The sequence below is a fragment of the Pseudomonas sp. HP_01 genome (assembly GCF_055284355.1).
Map to the genome: position 1 here is coordinate 1 of NZ_JBTOPV010000029.1, position 19,633 is coordinate 19,633.

At 59.2% G+C, this 19,633-nt stretch carries 17 protein-coding genes; 8 read left to right on the forward strand and 9 right to left on the reverse strand.

All coding sequences use genetic code 11. From position 1 onward, the window contains the following. Positions 1–353: 353 nt before the first annotated feature. From ACYAR8_RS16325 to ACYAR8_RS16365, 9 genes are all read right to left on the reverse strand, one after another. A complete protein-coding gene (locus ACYAR8_RS16325; protein ID WP_463580432.1) occupies positions 354–1,343 on the reverse strand; it encodes an alpha/beta hydrolase in 990 nt (329 codons plus the stop codon). A gap of 4 nt (positions 1,344–1,347) precedes the next feature. Further along, entirely contained in the window at positions 1,348–2,241 is an 894-nt protein-coding gene (gene ypfJ, locus ACYAR8_RS16330) for a KPN_02809 family neutral zinc metallopeptidase (RefSeq protein WP_074888585.1), read from the reverse strand. 531 nt (positions 2,242–2,772) lie between these two features. Then, on the reverse strand, positions 2,773–3,129 hold the full coding sequence (locus ACYAR8_RS16335; protein WP_463580433.1) for a hypothetical protein: 357 nt from the start codon (positions 3,127–3,129) through the stop codon (positions 2,773–2,775). A gap of 1,361 nt (positions 3,130–4,490) precedes the next feature. Next, on the reverse strand, positions 4,491–5,252 hold the full coding sequence (locus ACYAR8_RS16340; protein WP_463580434.1) for a hypothetical protein: 762 nt from the start codon (positions 5,250–5,252) through the stop codon (positions 4,491–4,493). Positions 5,253–5,255: 3 nt separating this feature from the next. Continuing rightward, entirely contained in the window at positions 5,256–5,441 is a 186-nt protein-coding gene (locus ACYAR8_RS16345; protein ID WP_463580435.1) for a hypothetical protein, read from the reverse strand. A gap of 9 nt (positions 5,442–5,450) precedes the next feature. Next, positions 5,451–5,939 carry an Hcp family type VI secretion system effector gene (locus ACYAR8_RS16350; protein ID WP_463580436.1) on the reverse strand — a complete coding sequence of 163 codons (489 nt, stop codon included), beginning with the start codon at positions 5,937–5,939 and terminating at the stop codon, positions 5,451–5,453. Positions 5,940–6,178: 239 nt separating this feature from the next. Then, entirely contained in the window at positions 6,179–7,471 is a 1,293-nt protein-coding gene (locus ACYAR8_RS16355) for an MFS transporter (protein WP_074888597.1), read from the reverse strand. A 342-nt stretch (positions 7,472–7,813) separates the two neighbouring features. Further along, a complete protein-coding gene (gene trmA / locus ACYAR8_RS16360; RefSeq protein WP_463580437.1) occupies positions 7,814–8,899 on the reverse strand; it encodes a tRNA (uridine(54)-C5)-methyltransferase TrmA in 1,086 nt (361 codons plus the stop codon). After that, positions 8,896–10,188 carry an NCS2 family permease gene (locus ACYAR8_RS16365; protein ID WP_074888604.1) on the reverse strand — a complete coding sequence of 431 codons (1,293 nt, stop codon included), beginning with the start codon at positions 10,186–10,188 and terminating at the stop codon, positions 8,896–8,898. Before ACYAR8_RS16365 ends, trmA begins: the two co-directional genes overlap by 4 nt. Before the next feature lie 306 nt (positions 10,189–10,494). Between ACYAR8_RS16365 and ACYAR8_RS16370 the strand changes: the two genes are divergently transcribed. From ACYAR8_RS16370 to ACYAR8_RS16405, 8 genes are all read left to right on the forward strand, one after another. Continuing rightward, positions 10,495–11,019, forward strand: a complete 525-nt coding sequence (locus ACYAR8_RS16370) for a (2Fe-2S)-binding protein (RefSeq protein ID WP_074888607.1) — start codon at positions 10,495–10,497, stop codon at positions 11,017–11,019. Then, positions 11,016–12,002: an FAD binding domain-containing protein gene (locus ACYAR8_RS16375; RefSeq protein ID WP_463580438.1), complete on the forward strand. Its 987-nt coding sequence runs from the start codon at positions 11,016–11,018 to the stop codon at positions 12,000–12,002. The genes ACYAR8_RS16370 and ACYAR8_RS16375 overlap by 4 nt, the downstream gene beginning before the upstream one ends. Continuing rightward, a complete protein-coding gene (locus ACYAR8_RS16380) occupies positions 12,002–14,221 on the forward strand; it encodes a xanthine dehydrogenase family protein molybdopterin-binding subunit (RefSeq protein ID WP_463580439.1) in 2,220 nt (739 codons plus the stop codon). Before ACYAR8_RS16375 ends, ACYAR8_RS16380 begins: the two co-directional genes overlap by 1 nt. Before the next feature lie 369 nt (positions 14,222–14,590). After that, the gene (gene choX, locus ACYAR8_RS16385) at positions 14,591–15,532 is read left to right on the forward strand and encodes a choline ABC transporter substrate-binding protein (RefSeq protein WP_074888615.1); all 942 of its coding nucleotides are present in this window, start codon (positions 14,591–14,593) and stop codon (positions 15,530–15,532) included. 39 nt (positions 15,533–15,571) lie between these two features. Then, positions 15,572–16,507, forward strand: coding sequence for an alpha/beta hydrolase (locus ACYAR8_RS16390; protein ID WP_463580440.1), 936 nt, complete (start codon positions 15,572–15,574; stop codon positions 16,505–16,507). Between the two features lie 339 nt (positions 16,508–16,846). Then, a complete protein-coding gene (locus tag ACYAR8_RS16395) occupies positions 16,847–18,286 on the forward strand; it encodes a cytochrome ubiquinol oxidase subunit I (RefSeq protein ID WP_074888620.1) in 1,440 nt (479 codons plus the stop codon). Positions 18,287–18,289: 3 nt separating this feature from the next. Further along, on the forward strand, positions 18,290–19,297 hold the full coding sequence (cydB, locus tag ACYAR8_RS16400) for a cytochrome d ubiquinol oxidase subunit II (RefSeq protein WP_463580441.1): 1,008 nt from the start codon (positions 18,290–18,292) through the stop codon (positions 19,295–19,297). A gap of 57 nt (positions 19,298–19,354) precedes the next feature. Continuing rightward, complete coding sequence (locus ACYAR8_RS16405; protein WP_463580442.1) at positions 19,355–19,561, forward strand: DUF2474 domain-containing protein; 207 nt, start codon at positions 19,355–19,357, stop codon at positions 19,559–19,561. Positions 19,562–19,633: the final 72 nt, after the last annotated feature.

Below are 19,633 nucleotides of genomic sequence, written 5' to 3' on the forward strand. Positions count from 1 at the left end.
CGGATCGCGTTTAAATAGTGGGACCGGCTTTAGCCGGTAAGGCGTCGGGCGTTACACCCCGAAATTGGAGGTGTACATGCTGGCTTCTTCCCGGCTAAAGCCGGTCCTACTGACGGATCGCGTTTAAATAGTGGGACCGGCTTTAGCCGGTAAGGCGTCGGACGTTACACCGCAAAATTGGAGGTGCCCATGCTGGCCTCCTCCCGGCTGAAGCCGGTCCTACTGACGGATCGCGTTTAAATAGTGGGACCGGCTTTAGCCGGTAAGGCGTCGGACGTTACACCGCAAAATTAGAGGTGCACATGCTGGCTCTTTCCCGGCTAACGCCGGTCTCACTAATGCGCGCAGCTCTTTCAGTTAGCCTTAAACAACGCCGTCTGCCCTTCAGGTGAGGTGAAGATCGCGTCGCCGTTGTGCCCGACGTTTTTCACTTCAACCAGGCGTTGATTCAAGCCTTCCGGATGACGCTTGGTAAGGTAATCGAAATAGTTGTGACCACGTGCCAGACGCTGCGGCCCCTGGGCTTCGGCACCGCAATCCTTGTCCAGCGCCGGATGGTCCGGATCGGTGTCCAGCGCGCCCAGCAGATAAGTAATGTCCCGCTTTACGTACGCAGCCTCCAGCTCAGCCGGTGTTTCCTTGCCGGCATAGGCGGGCAGCTTGTTCAGGCCGTACTTCCATGTGTCGAAAGTCGGGCAGCTTGCCGCATCAACCGGCACAGGCCGAGTCGCATCGAAATACGCATACGAGGATGGGTTGGCGATCACATAGCGCAGCTTGATGCCTTCCTTCTTCAGCAATGCATCTTCCTTGCCGCCAATCATTGCGTAGCGCTGCACCACTTGAGCACCGCCCGAATGGCCAGCGATCACGATCTCCTTCAAGTTGGGAAACAGCTTGCTGTCACTCAAACGTTTGAGGATGTGATCGATGACCACAAAAGAGCTGACCGGCTTGGAGCCCAACGACTTCTCGCCCGCCATCCAGTCATTGGTGTGCCAGCGCAGCACCGATTCGGGCAGGCGGTGCTGTGCAATGTCTTTCTCATCGAGAAATTGCGGCGCGATCAGCAGCGTTTTCGAGCGCTGGCGTGACTGGTTGGCCGCACGCTCGACACTGCGCAGGTAGGTTTGCGCGTTGCGCAGCCGGCCGTGAAAAACGATAACGACCCGCTGGACCTGCGGGCTGGGACGAACCCAGCTCTGGCTCAGGCCGAGCGTGGCCTGGGTCGTCCCGTTGATCTGCAGCCGGTCCGGGCTGATGGATTTAACCGCCTGATCCGCTGCATGAGCATTGAGGCTCATCAGGGTGCCCAACAACAGGATCGAAAGCGGTTTCATCATGTGATCAGAGGCTCTTGGCGGCGAACGTATCGCATTGGTTGATTTGTCCTGCGGCAAAACCTGTCTTGAACCAGCGGACCCGCTGGGCAGAAGTGCCGTGGGTAAACGAGTCTGGCACGACCCGGCCCTGACCCTGTTGCTGCAAGCGGTCGTCGCCAATGGCGTTGGCGGCGTTCAGCGCCTCTTCAATATCACCCGGCTCCAGCCAGTTCAAACGCTTTTGTGCGTTGTTGGCCCAAACGCCTGCCAGGCAGTCAGCCTGAAGCTCCTGACGCACCAGCAAACCGTTGTCACCTTCCATTTTCATACCGCGTTGGCGGGCGGCGTCAACTTTAGCCGAAACCCCCAGCAAGGTCTGCACATGATGGCCAACTTCGTGGGCAATCACGTAAGCCTGAGCGAAATCTCCCGCCGCTTTAAAGCGCTGACTCATTTCACGGAAAAACTCCATGTCCAGGTACACGCGCTGGTCAGCCGGGCAGTAGAAAGGGCCGCTCGCCGAAGACGCCGAACCACACGCCGATTGCACCCGACCGCTGAACAGAATCAGGGCGGGTGCCTTGTACTGGCTCCCCATTTGCTGGAACACCTGCTGCCACGTGTCCTCGGTGTCGCCCAGGATCGCGCGCACGAAGTCGGCCTGCTCGTCATTGGCCGGTGGCGCCTGGCGCGTTTGCGGATTGACCGCTGCGGTCTGCTCCGAACCCATCTGGCCGGTGATCTCACCCAGAATCCGCATCGGGTCCTGCCCGGTCAGCAGGCCGATTGCGACGATGATCACAATCCCGCCAAGCCCCAACCCCTTGCCGCCAATGCGCATCCCGCCGCCACCGCCACCCCCGGAATCGCCACGTGCGTCCACGACGTTGTCACTGCGACGTCCTTTTTTCCATAGCATGGGGGAATCCTCTTTTTGGTCGTGTGGGAAGTGTAGACGGCGGGCGTGCGCCGTCTGGTCTGCTGGACTAAGAGAGGAGGGGAGGGGGAATAGTTCGCGAATCGGTTCTTCAGAGGTATCGCTGACCTGCAAAGCTTGTTGATGGAGGTTGGCAGCTCAGTACCTTCATTTTAATTTTTCAATCTGCGGAGAAGTAGACCCATGCCAAGGCAGCGCCCTTTGAGTGCACTAATGAGGCGCACGAAAATAATAGAGTAGTCCGCTACTCACACCGATGAGAATCATCGAGCCGTAAATTATGCGCACTCCCCATATCATTCGGGCATCAGATATGCATCTGCAGTCATTTAGGTAACTTTCAATTATTTCTATCTTTCGGTAGCAAAAAATCGTCATCGTCAAGATGGTCGCAATCATCCAAAAAGACATTGCCAGTGAAAGTAGGCCGATCAAGTAGTGCATGGGTGAAGCAGCTCCAAATTTCTTCCCTAATGAGGGTCAAAAGATCTCGCAGAGCACTGTCAAGCTTGTTCAGTCTAGGGAGAAATAAACCCAAGCTAAAGCGCCGCCGTTTGCATATGAGAAAAGATAGAGCGCCTGAAGTTGAAGCCTGAGCGCCGAAGACAACCGCTTATCTGCATCGGGAGGTATCTCACCCCGACTGTTCATAAGCTTATGCATGATGATGATCATCGCTAATCCATTCAGCCTCATCTGCCTGCCAATGAGGCCCCCGCCCCACACGCTTTTGTTCCACTGGACAAGTTTTACGTCTGATAGCCGTTCCTCCATAGCGGCTAACTTATTGAGCTGGAAGTAAATCATTATGATGATGTTGACGAATATGCTTCCAAATACCGCCATCACCCACCAGACTTTCTCGGGCATAATTATTTTATTAGCCAGGCCAATATAGCCAAGCAGGTACAGTTAACGAAAAGCCAGCTGTAAATTCCCCAGATCCACCTTTTCAGGCGAAGAGGAATACGGTAGTGAGCATCTTGAGTCGAATCGCCTCGCCGGTACATTGCGCTCGGAAAGGTGATTGCCATCAGCACCATATTAAATCTCATGTGCCTGCCAATTATTCGTCCCTGCCAAATCGCTCTGAAATAATTGATGCACCTGCAGTCAGATAGTAGGTGCTCAAGATGTTCTATGTTTTTGTAGGTAAACCATTACGATGATATTGGTCCACATCGAAAGTAATAAGATAAAACATGATGTGCCTAAAACGATGAAGTGCATTACGGAATCCAGTCGTAGATTAACTATCCGTGATATTTACCAATGTTTTCACCGAGCAATCCCCCAGCGTATCCCTCTATGCCAAGTTAAGAGCGTTTAAAAAAATTTTATCAAAAACGATAGTGCCATCAGCGATGTGAGGTTAAGAAAAAGAGAGATGTGGAGTCCCCACATCCATCGTTTTAAATGACGAGGAATACTCTGGTGGGCATCTTTCATTGCTTCGCCTCGAGCGTACATAAATCCTGGCATTGAAATAACGATGAAAACCATGCCGAGTCGCATAAGTCTGCCAATTACTCCACCTCCCCAAAGGCTTTTCGTGTTAATTACGCATTTGTTGCCAGACAAACATCGTTCGAGGAAGTCTAGGTGCTTGTGCATAAACCCTAGTAGAAAAAAAAATGTTGGTCCACGCCGAAATCGTTAGGATCAATCCAACTTGACCGTAAGATGAGGTAGGCATAATGGGCTCCCATTCATCAATAGATGCAATGTATCCCAAGTGATCCCCCCCCCTATCCGTGAAGTTGGCGCGGCCCGTGACTGCTCACAATTCAACAATTCAGGAAGTCAACTCCGTGTTTGAGATTTCGAAAGAGCCGACTTAAACTATCAGTTGAGTAAGCCGCACTAGTGAGGCGCGCGGAAATAATAGAGTAGTACCGCACTCATGCCGATGAAAACCATCGAGCAATAAACGATTCGTACTCCCCACAACAGTCGGGGAGGCAGTTTGAGAAGTTTTGCTCTCGGAATACGCTCCTGTCTCCAAAAAATTTCAGGTGCGACGGCAACTAGCGTTACGAAATTTTCTCTCATTTTTCTGCCAAGAAAGCTGTCTCCGTAGAACTTCTTGTTCACGGCAATCATTTTGATATCGCATAGGTAGTCTTCGATCTTTTCCAAGTATATGTAAAAGAATATATAGGAGCACGCAATGTGAGCGGCGATCATCAGTAACATGATGAGTGAGAGCAATCCCGTTGGTATATCGTCCGTCATGGCATCCACTCATAGAGATATTCCCCAGTAATTTCGCCGAAGAATTCACCAATTAGCCCACCGCCGTATCCGCCCACGACGCCTCCAACGATTCCGCAGCCGATCACGCCTATCCCGGACGTCAGGCCTCCCAAAACGATGGCGCACGCCGTGGTTCCTGCCGATGCACCTAATTCTCCACCGAAGTACCCCGTCAGTGTGCTGCCGAGAAATTTGCTACTTTCAACGTACCGGGCTTTTCGACAAAACTCCTCTCGCCCCGTCGAACATGCCTCCTTGATTTCAAGGCCTGCTGAAATTGCATTCAGCCCAATCCCCACAGGCGTCCCGAATTTCAGCAACTTCGCCACTCTAGCGATCCGCCCAACCCGCTCCGCATACCCCTGGATCTCGCCCGTATGCAGATAACTCTTGGTCGACAACCCCAGCATCTTCTTCAGCGGGCCCTTTTTCCGTAGCCCGGTGCCCCAGCGAGCAATGCCTTCCAGTTGCTTATCAAGCGTGGCAAACAGCGCTCGTCGCTGGTTGATGAACTCTTGCCGGGCAATGGGTGTTCCGCGCGCCAGCGACAGTTTGTAAAGCCGCTCGATCTCTTCCAGGGTTTTCTTCACGCCCTCCAGGTGCTTGCCCCAACTCCCGGTGGCAGCGCCAATACCCAGCGATCCATAACTGAGCATGTTCTGCAGCAAGTCGTAGTTCTCGATGAGCTGGCTGCCCGCGCCTTTCACTTGACGATGGACGTTACGCGCCAGGTTCATCAGTTAGGTTTCTTCGGCTGTCAGAGTGCCGTTTGAACCGTCGCTGACAATCACCAGTTGGCCTGGCATCACCACAACGTTTCGAATGTGCGCGTTAAGCACATCGAACTTCGCACCCCCGCTCACCCGTGCCTTGAGTGTGAAATAGGTCTGTATGCGGTCATTGATAAACACATAGGGCTTGGACACGTGCTGTCCTCAACTAAAGCGCTTGTTGGCGATGCGGTCCCAGCCGCCGACTACATTGCCGGCTGCCGCCCCGTCGCTGCGTTTCTGCTGGGTGTACAGAATGCGGACGCGGCCGAAGTTGATTTGCACGTGTTCCAGGGGCTCGCCGCTTTCACCGCTTTGGCTGAAGTCAGAAATGATGACTTCTTCGAGGCGCACTTCGTAGTACTTCAACTTATCTCCACCGGCGCGGTAGAGGCACAAGGTCAGGTCCTTGATGTGCGTACCCGCGCAACTGGCTTCAAACAACGCAGCGCTGGATTTATCCAGGCGCTTGCTGAAGCTGAAGTCGCTGAGGCTGGCCCGACCCGAGCCCGCGCCGCCGTTTGAGCTGGCGGTGGCCGAAGTGCTTTGGCTGACGCCGAAGTCGTAGGCCACTATTTCGATCCAGCCCTTGTTGCGCTCATCCAGCGACTCGCCGTCGATCCCGTCCAGCCTGATGAATCCGTCAAATGCCATGCCGCGTGTCCTTGCTGAGTTCAGGTCCAGCAAGGATAGGGAGCGTATTCGTGGCTTTGAAGCGTCAAGAGGGGGGGCAAAAGTACGATTCGGATTGGTCCTACGCTGGAGCCATAGCACGTCTTACGGAAGATTCCGTCACGGGTGATGTTCGCGGCAGTGATCGGTCGAAAAGGTGGGAAATAGCCGTATTCGCTGCTGGCGCAGAGGGTGCGCGCCAACAGCTAAAACCACATGGGTTAGACCCTCGCCGTCTGCTTCTCGGTGGTCTCGACCGGCGAGGCATCGGCGAAGTGGTTCACCTGGCGCAGGGCCTTGAAGCCAACCATCCAGGCGCCAACGACACCCAGTGTGCACAGGCCGCCGATGATCGCAGCGGGCACGGCACCCCACAGCGCTGCGCTGCTCCCGGCGCGGAATTCGCCCAGCTCGTTGGACGAACCGATAAACAGCATATTCACCGCATTGACCCGTCCGCGCATGTCGTCCGGCGTCGAGAACTGCACCAGCGTGGAGCGAATGTAGACGCTGACCATGTCCGCCGCACCGGCAATCATCAAAGCGAGCAGCGACAGCCAGAACAGGGTCGACAGGGCGAACACCAGATTGGCGACACCGAACACCGCGACGGCGATGAACATGACCAGACCGACGTGTCGATCAAAAGGCCGGAAGCTCAGGTACAGACCGGTGCTGACCTCCCCCAGACTCATTGCACTGCGCAGCGCGCCCAGCCCTTGCGGCCCCAGGTGCAGCACTTCATGGGCATAAATCGGTAACAGCGCCACCACGCCGCCGAGCAGCACGGCGAACAGGTCCAGGGAAATGGTGCCGAGGATGATCGGCCGCGAGCGGATGAAGGCGATGCCCGCGGTAAAGCGCTTCCAGGCCGTGGACTCGAGAATCTGCTTCTTGCCGGCATAGAGCACCGGCACGCGGATCAGCAACAGCACGCCAGCGATGAAGCTGGCCATGCACACTGAGTAGGTCAAACCGCCGCCGCCCGCTGCATATAAGCCGCCGCCGACCAGAGGCCCGGCGATGGTGGCAATGCGCATGATCATGCTGTTGGTGGCGATGGCCGAGGCGAGTTTTTCACGCGGGACGACTTGTGGCAGCAGGCTCTGCAGCGCCGGGCCGGTGAACGCCCGCGCGCAACCGAACAAGGCCAGGGTGGCGTAAATCAGCCGCGTGTCCTGATGGTGCGTGACCGAGAACAGCATCAGCATCAGGCTGCACACCGCTTGCACCGACCAACTGATGGTCAGGATCATCTTGCGATCGTAGCGGTCGATCAGGTCGCCGGCCGGCATCAACAACAGCAGCATGGGAATGAACTGCGCGAGACCCACATACGCCAGCGAAATCGGGCTGCGAGTCATGTCGTAGACCTGCCAGGCGACGACCACTGCCTGAATCTGCATGGCGAAAACGGCAGCAAGGCGCGCAGTCAGGAAGGCGAAAAAACCGGGCAGCCGCAGGGCGCTTTTAGCGGAGGATTCAGAAGGCGGGGCGGGCGATTCGGAGCTCAAGGCAAGGCATCCATCGAAGCGAAAGACGGCCGAGAGTTATACACCGGTCTGGCGCGGTTCGCCGCTAGCTGTCAGGAATTTAATGATGGATGGTGCGGGATATGCTGCGGGCGCATGGAGATAGTGTGGGCGTTTGCAATTACCGCTATTCCCGGCTGAAGCCGGTCCCACTCAAACACCCTCTCCAGCTGAAGCCGGTTCTGCTGACACCTCGCTCTGCAGGAGCCGGCTTGCTGGCGAACGCGGAGTGTCAGACACATAGATGTCGACTGACGCCATGCGTTCGCCAGCGGGCTGGCCCCTACAAAATGGGTTGATGCGAAGAACTTGCCAGAATCGCCTTCAGCGGCGAACCAGCAACACCCCCGACTCCATATGATGGGTGTATGGAAACTGATCAAACAATGCGCAGCGCTCGACCCTGTGGGTGTCGTGCAGCTGTGCGATGTTCGCGGCCAGGGTTTCCGGGTTGCACGAGATGTACAGAATGCGTTCGAAACGCCGCGTCAGCTCACAGGTGTCCGGGTCCATGCCGGCGCGGGGCGGGTCGACGAACACGCTGCCGAAGTCGTAGCTTTTCAGATCGACACCGGCCAGACGACGGAACGGGCGCACCTCATTCAGGGCTTCGGTCAGCTCTTCCGCCGACAGGCGCACCAGCGACACGTTATCCACCCCGTTGTCCGCCAGGTTACTCAATGCTGCATTGACCGACGTCTTGCTGATCTCCGTCGCCAGCACCTTGCGCACGCGGGTCGCCAACGGCAGCGTGAAGTTGCCGTTGCCGCAATACAGCTCAAGCAAGTCGTCATCGCGATCGCCCAATGCCTCGTACGCCCAACTCAGCATTTTCTGGTTCACCGTGCCGTTAGGCTGGGTGAATGCGCCCTCCGGCTGGCGATAGCTGAACGTGCGACCAGCGACATCCAGCTGCTCAGTCACGTAATCGCGACCGATCACCAGACGCTGCCCTTTCGAACGACCGATCACGCTGACCTTCAAATCAGCCGCCAGTTGCTCAGCCTCGACTTGCCAGGCGTCGTCCAGCGGGCGGTGATAGCACAGGGTGATCATGCCGTCGCCGGCCAGCGTGGTCAGAAAATCCACCTGAAACAGCTTGTGATTGAGCGTCTTGCTCGCCTCCCAGCGATCCCGCAACACCGGCATCAGCGCGTTGATCTGCTGGCTGGCAATGGGGAAGTCGCTGATCAGGATCGGCGTGTGCTTGTCGCCCGGCGCGAACATCGCGTAGTGACGCTTGCCGTCGTCGCGCCACAGGCGGAATTCGGCGCGCAGGCGGTAATGCTCGCGCGGCGAATCGAAGACCTGAGGCTCGGGCGCCGCGAAAGGCGCCAGTAGCTCGCGCAGGCGCGCGGCCTTCTCATCGAGCTGAGCGGTGTAGCTTGCAGGGTCGAACGTAGAACTCATGGATAAAAGCCCAGCTTGATCACGAACAGAATCGACAGCACGACCAGCGCCGAATTCAGCTCGCGGCCCCGGCCCGACAACAGCTTGATCACGGTCCAGGAAATGAAGCCAAAGGCGATACCGTTGGCGATCGAATAGGTGAACGGCATGGCCAGCGCGGTGATCACCACCGGTGCTGCTTCAGTGATGTCGTCCCAGTTGATTTCGGCAAGGCCCGAGGTCATCAACACGGCCACGAACAGCAGGGCAGGGGCGGTGGCGAATGCCGGAACGCTGCCGGCCAGCGGTGCGAAAAACAGCGCCAAAAGAAACAGCACGGCAACCACAATGGCCGTCAGACCGGTTCGCCCGCCAGCGCTCACGCCCGCAGCCGACTCGATGTAACTGGTGGTGGTCGAGGTGCCCAGCAGAGAGCCGGCCATTGCCGCGGTACTGTCGGCGATCAGCGCACGGCCCATCTTCGGCATGTGGCCGTCCTTGCCCATCAGGCCCGCGCGCTTGGCGACGCCGATCAGGGTGCCGGAGTTATCGAACAGGTCGACAAACAGGAAAGAGAAAATCACGCTGACCAGGCCGATGTTCAGTGCGCCGGGGATGTCCAGCTGCAGGAAGGTCGGTGCCAGCGAGGGCGGCATCGATATCACGCCGCCAAAGGGCGAGAAACCCATGACAATGGAGATGATGGTGACGGCCAGAATGCCGATCAGCACTGCGCCGCGCACTTTCAGGGCCTCCAGCGCCACGATCAGCGCGAACCCCAGCGCCGCAAGAATCGGTGCCGGTTTGGCCAGATCGCCCAGGCCGACCATAGTGGCCGGGTTAGTGACGACGATGCCGGCGTTGTGCAGCGCAATCAGCGCCAGGAACAGGCCGATACCGGCGGCAATGGCCGAGCGCAGCGGCAGCGGGATGCTGTTGATGATCCATTCGCGTATGCGGAAGATCGACAGCAGGAAAAACATCACCGCCGAAATGAACACCGCGCCCAGCGCCACTTGCCAGGTGTGGCCCATGTGCAGCACGACGGTGTAGGTGAAGAAGGCATTGAGGCCCATACCCGGCGCGAGGGCGATCGGGTAGTTGGCGATCAGGCCCATGACGGTGGAGCCGATGGCGGCGGCCAGACAGGTGGCGACGAAGATCGCGCCCTTGTCCATGCCGGTCTCGCCAAGGATGCTCGGGTTCACGAACAGGATGTAGGCCATGGCCAGAAAGGTCGTGACCCCGGCCAGAATTTCGGTGCGCACATTGGTGTTGTGTGCCCTGAGTTGAAACAACCGCTCCAGCATTTAAGGCTCCCCGGTGACGCTCCGCGTCATTTATGTAGTCGACTGAAACAGCAAAGCACAGCTCACCGAAACGGCTTGCACAAATTCTGCCAGTTGCAAAAAGCCGCGCATCATACCAGCAGCTCCGGGCGATGGGGCCTGGTGCTTGTCGTCGGATTGCAAATGTCCGAATTGGCTTGCCCCAGGCAGGCGCACCGCTGCGTCAAAACGCCCGTCATAAACCCTGAACGTTTCCGAAATCGCGCAAGTCGTACTCCTTAAGACGCAGATCACTGCGCTGATCGAGTACCTACCGTGAGGCTTCCCATGAGTGCAACCAATGAACAGGCGTTCGCAGGGCATTCCATCGCCCTGACGTTGAACGGCCAGACCCGACAAGTGGACGTACAGCCTTGGACCACGCTGCTGGATCTGCTGCGCGAGCAGCTCGATCTGGTCGGCACCAAAAAGGGCTGTGACCACGGCCAATGCGGTGCATGCACCGTGCTGCGCGACGGCAAGCGCATCAATGCGTGCCTGACCCTGGCGATCATGTGTGACGGCGCCGAGCTGACCACGATCGAAGGGCTTGCAGATGGCGATACGCTGCATCCGATGCAGCAAGCGTTCATCAAGCATGACGCTTTCCAGTGCGGCTACTGCACGCCCGGCCAGATCTGCTCGGCGGTGGGCCTGGCCAACGAAGGCCGCGCCAGCACCGACGATGAAGTGAAAGAACTTATGAGCGGCAACCTCTGCCGTTGCGGCGCCTACAGCAACATACGTGCGGCGGTGGTGGAAGTCTTGCCATCCATGAATGCCGCGCCGGATCAGGGAGGGCGTGGCCAATGAATCCCTTCAGCTACAGCAAGCCGTCCGACATCGCTCAGGCGGTCAATCTCGCAGGTCCTGGCAGCCGATTCATCGCTGGTGGCACGAACCTGCTGGATTTGATGAAAGAAAACATCGCTCGCCCCGAGCACTTGATCGACATCACCGGGCTCCCGCTGAAAGATGTCCGCGCAACCGACAGCGGCGGCCTGATGATCGGCGCGCTGGTGAGTAACGCCGACCTGGCGTGGCACCCGCTGATCGAGCGTGACTATCCGCTACTGTCCCAAGCCATTCTGGCCGGCGCTTCGCCGCAGTTGCGCAACATGGCGAGCACGGGTGGCAACCTGTTGCAGCGCACTCGCTGCTACTACTTCTACGATTCGACCGTGCCGTGCAACAAGCGCGAGCCTGGCACTGGCTGCCCGGCCAAAGACGGCCTGAACCGCATTCACGCGATTCTCGGTGCCAGCGATGCCTGCGTCGCGACTCACCCGTCGGACATGTGCGTTGCGCTGGCTGCGCTCGAAGCCCGCGTTCACGTCCAGGGTCGTGCCGGTGCCCGGGTCATCGAGTTTGCTGACTTCCACCGCCTGCCCGGCGATGCGCCCCAGCGCGACAACCAGCTTGCCGACGATGAACTGATTACCGCCGTCGAACTGCCAGCTCCACGTTTTCAGCAGCACAGCCATTACCTGAAAATCCGTGACCGCGCGTCTTATGCCTTTGCCCTAATCTCGGTGGCTGCGGCCGTTGAGCTCGATGGCGACGTGATCCGTGATGTGCGCATCGCCCTGGGTGGCGTGGCACACAAGCCATGGCGCGACACGGCCGTCGAGCAATCGCTCAAGGGCCTGCCGGTTTCCCGGGAAAACTTTGTTGCTGCTGCCGACGCGATGCTGCGCGACGCTCAACCGCTGGCGCACAACGCTTTCAAGATCAAGCTGGCGCGCCGCGCGATCGTTCGCGCCTTGAGCGACGCCACCTTGGGAGGAACTGTTTAATGAACGCCAATACACCCACCCCGGGAAAGGCCTCTGCGCTGGGCCAACCGATGGACCGCGTCGACGGACGCCTGAAAGTGACCGGTCAGGCCCGCTACGCCGGTGAATACCCAGAGGCCGGCTTGCTGCATGCCAGCGTCGTGTCCAGCACCATCGCATCGGGCCGCGTCGTGCGCATCGATGCTTCACAAGCGCTGGCGGTACCTGGCGTGGTGGCGGTCATCGACCACACCAACCGCCCGCACATCGCCAGTTATGACGAGGACTATCAGGACGCCGACTCGGCGGAAGGTTCGCCGTTCCGCCCGTTCTACAACGACCACGTGCTCTACAGCGGCCAGCCGCTGGCATTGGTCGTGGCTGACACCCTTGAACTGGCGCGGCATGCCGGCTCCCTCGTGCGCATCGAGTATCAAACCGAGTCGCACCAGACCGACCTCAGCGTCGGCCAGAGTGACGCCCACACGGCACCGGCGGAAACACCGAAGCCGCGCGGGGATTTTTCGGGTGCATTTGCCCAAGCTGCGGTGACGGTCGACACCCACTACAGCACGCCCAACGAGCACCACAACCCGATGGAGCCCCACGCATCGACGGTGTTCTACAAGGCTGATGGCAGCCTGGAGATCCACGATAAGACCCAGGGTACGCAGAACTGCCAGGACTACCTGCACAGCGTGTTTGGTCTGGAGAAAGAAAAGATCCGCATCCTCGCTGCCTTCGTCGGTGGCGCGTTCGGTTCCGGCCTGCGTCCGCAATACCAACTGCCGCTGGCCGTCATGGCGGCGTTGAAGCTCCAGCGTTCGGTGCGTCTGACGCTGACCCGTCAGCAGATGTTTACCTTCGGTTACCGCCCGCAGACCCTCCAGCACATGCGTCTCGGTGCCTCGAAGGATGGCAAGCTGATGGCGATCGCCCACGACGCGATCGGCCAGACGTCGCGCTTTGAAGACTTTGCCGAGCACGTCGTTGAATGGAGCGGCATGCTCTATCAGTGCGACAACGTGGCATTGAGCTACAAGTTGGCGCCGCTGGACGTCTACACGCCGCTGGACATGCGCGCACCGGGCGCTGCTTCCGGCATGGTCGCGCTGGAATGTGCGATGGACGAGCTGGCCATTGCGGCCGGCATCGACCCCGTGCAATTGCGGATCGTCAACTTTGCCGACAGCAACGGCAACGAGGGCAAGCCGTACTCCAGCAAAGAACTGCTGGCCTGCTACGAGCAAGGCGCACAGTGCTTTGGCTGGAGCAAGCGCAACCCGGAGCCGCGCAGCATGCGTCAGGGTCGTCAACTGGTCGGTTGGGGCATGGCCGGCGGTGTATGGGAAGCCATGCAAATGCCGGCCAGCGCCAAGGCCAGTATTGACAGCAGCGGCAAGATCACTGTGAGCAGCGCCACCACTGACATCGGCACTGGCACTTACACGGTCATGACTCAGATTGCCGCCGAGGCAGCGGGCGTAAATCCTGAAGACGTCACCTTCGTGCTGGGCGATTCGTCGCTGCCGACGTCGCCGTTGCAGGGTGGCTCGTTCACCGTGTCTTCTGTGGGTACGGCGGTGCAGCAGGCCTGCCGTGCGCTGCGCGCCAAGCTGCTCGACGCCGTGCGCATGGCGCATCCGCAATACGCGGTGGTGGACATGGCCGATGTCGGTTACGGCGACGGCTACCTGTTGATCGACGATCAGCGTTTTGCCTACGCAGACATCGTCCGCGAGTCCTCTCACGAGACGCTGGAGGTGCAGATCGACGCCAAGCCTGACGACAAGCGCGAAGGCTATTCGACGGCGACGCACTCGGCGGTGTTCGTTGAAGTGCTGGTGGATGAAGACCTGGGCACCATTCGCGTCAATCGCGTAGTGGATGCTGTTGCGGCGGGACGGGTGGTGAACTCGAAAACCGCACGCAGCCAGATTCTCGGCGGCGTCGTCTGGGGCATTGGTCAGGCTCTGCAGGAAGAGAGCCAGACCGACCACACCCTCGGGCGCTTCATGAACCACAGCCTGGCCGAGTACCACATCCCGGTGAACGCGGACATCGGCGAGATCGACGTGCTGTTCGTGGAAGAGAACGACAGCATCGTCAACGACCTGGGCTCCAAGGGTGTGGGCGAGATCGGCATCGTCGGCGTGGCCTCGGCCATCGCCAATGCGATCTACCATGCCACGGGCAAGCGCGTTCGGGAATTCCCGATTACGCTGGATAAGGTGCTGTAACCGACTCGGTACCTTGCAGGAGCGCGCCTGATCGTTCCCACGCTCTGCGTGGGAACGCCTCCCCCGGACGCTGCGTGTACCTAATGACGCAGAGCGTCATGAACTGCATTACCACGCGGAGCGTGGGAACGATCAGACCGTCATCAACTTCGTTGCCTCGCAGAGCATGGGAACGATCATCTGCTGCTGAACCCCCCCTTATTGAATGTCGCCCCAGTGCAAGCACAGGTCGCGCTGGTGCGCTTGATGCTCAGGCCTGCTGCGTACCTTGCATCAACGCGGCAGCCATCGAATTGCCGTGGGTCTTCACGCCTTGAAAAACTGCCGAAAAGAGCTGAATAAAATAACGAGCCGACCCGAGGAGCACCCATGAACTCATTTATTCGTCATATCAGTTGCGCTGCGTTGATGCTGAGCAGCACCGTCCTGCTGGCAGCGGAACCCGCCAAATGCCAGAACGTGCGCATGGGCGTGGTCAACTGGACAGACGTCGTTGCCACCAGCGCGGTGGCCGAAGTGCTGCTGCAGAACATGGGGTATGAGGTCAAACAGACCAGCGCCGCCCAGCAAATCGTCTTCGGCGGTTTGCGTGACGATCGGCTTGACGTGTTCATGGGGTACTGGAAACCGGCGATGGACAAGAACATCGCGCCGTTTGTGGCGGCCAATCAGGTCAAGGTCCTCGACGTACCCAGCATGAGCGATGCCCAGGCAACCCTGGCGGTGCCGGATTATGTGGCATCAGGCGGGCTGAAAACCTTCGGCGACATCGCCAGGTTCAAGGACAAACTTGGCGGCAAGATCTACGGCATCGAGCCCGGCACCGGTGCCAACGCCAACATCAAGGGCATGATCGAGAAGAACCAGTTCGGCCTCGGCGGCTTCCAGCTGGTCGAGTCCGGCGAGGCGGGCATGCTCGCGGCGGTGCAACGTGCGATCAAGCGTAATGAATGGGTGGTATTCGTAGGCTGGACGCCGCACCCGATGAACATCAACATGAAGATCGCCTACCTGACCGGCAGCGAAGACGTGTTCGGCCCGAGTGAAGGGGCGGCGACCGTTTCAGTCGTAACCGCGCCGGATTACGCGTCCCGTTGCCCGAACGTCAGCAAGCTGATGAGCAACCTGAAGTTCACCGCCGCTCAGGAGAGCCAGATGATGGTGCCGATCATGGACCGCAAGGCGCCGACCGACGTTGCCCGCCAGTGGCTCAAGGATCATCCGGAAGACATGAAGCGTTGGCTGGATGGCGTGACGACCTTCGATGGCAAAGACGCCGCCGCCGCCGTGCAAGTGGCGGTGAACAAGTAACCAAGCAGGCCTGGCCAAGGGCTCGGGCTGGAGCCGCCAATGCCTACGTCTTACCCGCTGTCCTCCGAAATGTCCGAGTTTTTGGCCAAAACACTGAGCTTCAGCAGCGCATCCGAGGACATCAATGAGCAGCGCCGCGCGTATTCGCGGATGAGTGAAGCGTTCACGCCCCCCCGTCCGGCGCACCTCGATGTAGGGGATTTCTCCCTCGGCGGCGTGGCGGTGCGCAGTTACCGGCCCCAGCGGCTTTCCCTTGAACATCCGGCGCCGTGTGTGATGTACATCCACGGCGGCGGCTGGGTCGTCGGCGATCTCGATTCTCACGACTTTCTGACCGCTGCCCTGGCGGCCGACCTCAACGCGGTGGTCGTCGCCGTCGATTACCGGCTGGCCCCTGAACACCCGTTCCCTGCGGGATTCGGTGACTGTCTGGCGGTCTGGCACGCCTTGCAGATTCAGGCGCAGCGGCTGGACATCGACCCGCGCCGCATCGCCATCGCCGGGGACAGCGCTGGCGGCAATCTCGCCGCTGCAGTGTGTCTCGCATTGCGCGATTCCGGTGAGCCTCAGCCGGTCGGGCAGGCGTTGATTTACCCGGAACTGGGGGGGGCAAACGATTTTCCCTCGCGCCGTGAGTGCGCGGACGCACCGCTTCTTTCCACTGGTGAGCTGGCATATTACCGCCAGCTTTACATGGCGGAGGCCGAACAATCGGCTTATGCCCGGCCACTCAAGGCCGGTGATTTCCATGATCTGGCGCCTGCGTTCATCGCCGTCGCGCAGTTCGACCCCTTGCGTGATGACGGCATCGCCTACGAGCGCTCGTTGCGTGAAGCGGGCGTGCGCACCGAGTTCAATCCCGGGCTCGGGCTGCTTCACGGTAGTCTCAGGGCCAAAGGCCAGGTGCCGGAAGTGGACGCGCTTTATCAGCGACTGATTTCCGCACTATTGGGCTTTATTCGCGATCCGCTGTAGGACCTCTTGCTTCGACGCTGTAAGGGCTAAGCTATGAATCCGCCCACTCTGTTCTGCTTCCCTCTAACTGCACCGCTCTGACAGGTGAGTCAACTCGCCACGCGACAAAAGACCACGCAGAGCAAGTGCCGAAATGGGACTACTCTTTCAATGTCAGCTGACCTGGATCAATACCTTGGCGTGTTTTGATCGAACTGGCCGCCTGACGCATCTCCCCCGGTTGCCGACCTGAGCACGAAACCACGAGAACAAACGCCACACCTCGTACTCAATACACCGTGGGGGCAGTCGCTGCAGGCCCCGAGTCTGAAGCCAGTTCCACCTGATAGAGGAAGACCTATGTTCGGTTTAGAGGCGCTCGATCTCGCCCGAATCCAGTTTGCGTTCACCGTTTCATTTCACATTCTTTTCCCGGCCATCACCATCGGTCTGGCGAGCTTTCTCGCGGTGCTGGAAGGCTTGTGGCTGAAGACTCACGACAACACTTATCGCGACCTCTATCACTTCTGGTCGAAGATCTTTGCCGTCAACTTCGGCATGGGTGTGGTCTCGGGTCTGGTCATGGCCTACGAGTTCGGCACCAACTGGAGCCGGTTCTCTGACTTCGCCGGTGCTGTGACCGGGCCGTTACTGACCTATGAGGTGCTCACGGCGTTCTTCCTCGAAGCAGGCTTCCTCGGCGTCATGCTGTTCGGCTGGAACCGCGTCGGCCGTGGCTTGCATTTCTTCGCTACGTCCATGGTGGCTGTCGGCACACTGATTTCGACCTTCTGGATTCTGGCGTCCAACAGCTGGATGCAGACCCCTCAGGGCTTCGAGATCATCGATGGCCGGATCATCCCGGTGGACTGGTTCGCGGTGATCTTCAACCCCTCGTTCCCGTATCGCCTGATGCACATGGCAATCGCCGCGTTCGTTTCCACGGCGTTCTTCGTCGGCGCATCGGCGGCCTGGCATTTGCTGCGCGGCCGTGACAATCCGGCGATCCGCAGAATGCTGTCCATGGCCATGTGGATGGCGCTGATCGTTGCGCCGATTCAGGCAATGGTGGGCGACGCTCACGGCTTGAACACCCTCGAGCACCAACCGGCCAAGATCGCTGCGATCGAAGGTCACTGGGAAAACGTCGGTGACGAACCGACCCCGCTGATTCTGTTCGGCATCCCGGACATGAAAGAAGAACGCACCAAGTACGCGGTCGAGATTCCCTATCTGGGCAGCCTGATCCTGACCCACAGTCTGGACAAGCAGATCCCGGCGCTGAAGTCCTTCCCGCCGGAAGACCGTCCGAATGCGCTGATCGTGTTCTGGTCGTTCCGCGTAATGGTGGCGCTGGGCCTGCTGATGATCGCGGTCGGTCTGTGGAGCGCCTGGTTGCGCTGGCGCGGCGGGCTGTACACCAATCGCTGGTTCCTGCGTCTGGTCATGTGCATGGGCCCGGCCGGTCTGATCGCGATGCTGGCGGGCTGGTTCACCACCGAAATCGGGCGTCAGCCCTGGGTGGTCTACGGGATCATGCGCACGGCGAATGCCGTGTCCAGACATAGCGTTGAGCAGTTGAGCATCACCCTGGTGTTGTTCGTCGTGGTGTATTTCCTGCTCTTCGGCACCGGCTTCGGTTACATGATGCGTCTGGTGCGCAAAGGGCCTAAAACCCATGAAGGTGATACTCCGGCACACGGCGGACCAGGGCAGAAACGCACCCCGGCGCGTCCTCTCTCTGCTGCTGATGAAAACAGCACGGACCACCGCAAAGACAGCCTGACTGAGGGGAACTGAGCCATGGGTATCGATCTTCCACTGATCTGGGCCGTGATCATCATCTTCGGCGTCATGATGTACGTCATCATGGACGGCTTCGATCTGGGCATCGGGATACTGTTCCCGTTCATGAAGGACAAGACCGACCGGGACGTGATGATGAACACCGTCGCGCCGGTCTGGGACGGCAACGAAACCTGGCTGGTGCTCGGCGGCGCCGGCTTGTTCGGCGCTTTCCCGCTGGCTTACTCGGTCGTGCTCGAAGCGCTTTACCTGCCGCTGATCTTCATGCTGTTCGGGCTGATCTTCCGCGGCGTGGCATTCGAGTTCCGCTTCAAGGCCACTGACGTCAAGCGGCACCTGTGGGACAAGGCATTCATCGGCGGTTCGCTGGTGGCGACATTCTTCCAGGGCGTGGCACTGGGCGCGTACATCGACGGCATTCCGGTGGTCGACCGTGCCTACGCCGGCGGTGGGCTGGACTGGCTGACGCCGTTCTCGGTCTTCTGCGGTCTGGCCCTGATCGTGGCGTACGCCTTGCTCGGCTGCACCTGGTTGATCATGAAGACGGAAGGGGCGTTGCAGAAAGCCATGCACGATCTGGCACGACCTTTGGCCCTCGCCACGCTGGTGGTGATGGCGATCGTCAGCCTGTGGACGCCACTGGCCCACCAGGCCATTGCCGATCGCTGGTTCAGCCTGCCAAACCTGCTGTGGTTCATGCCGGTACCGGCACTGGTCCTGGTAACGATGTACGGCTTGTTCAAAGCGGTGGCGCGCAACGCCAACTACGCGCCGTTCCTGCTGACGCTGGTGCTGATCTTCCTGGGCTACAGCGGTCTGGGCATCAGCTTGTGGCCGAACATCATTCCGCCAACAGTGTCCATCTGGGCGGCCGCATCGCCGCCACAGAGTCAGGGTTTTATGTTGGTCGGTACGCTGTTCATCATTCCGCTGATCCTGGGTTACACGTTCTGGAGCTACTACGTATTCCGCGGCAAAGTCACCCACGAACACGGCTATCACTAGCAGCACGGGCCCCCGGTTTGTCGCCGGGGCCTGACTGCGGGAGAAGAGGGTTTAGCGATGTCGGTTAAAGAATCTGTTCAGCACGAGGCTCATCCCAACGATCGCCGCGATTTTGAGCGCGAGGTTGATCCAGCGAAGGGTAAGCCCCTGTGGCAGCGCATCGGCTGGCTGTTGATCATCTGGACCGGCAGCGTGCTGGCGCTGTTCGTGGTCGCCATGCTGCTGCGCATGTTCATGACAGCGGCAGGCATGAAGTCGCACTGAGTGTTTCCGGCTCGATAAAAAACCCGCTTCTGCGGGTTTTTTTTGGCCGCACATCTGAAGTCACGTAGACAA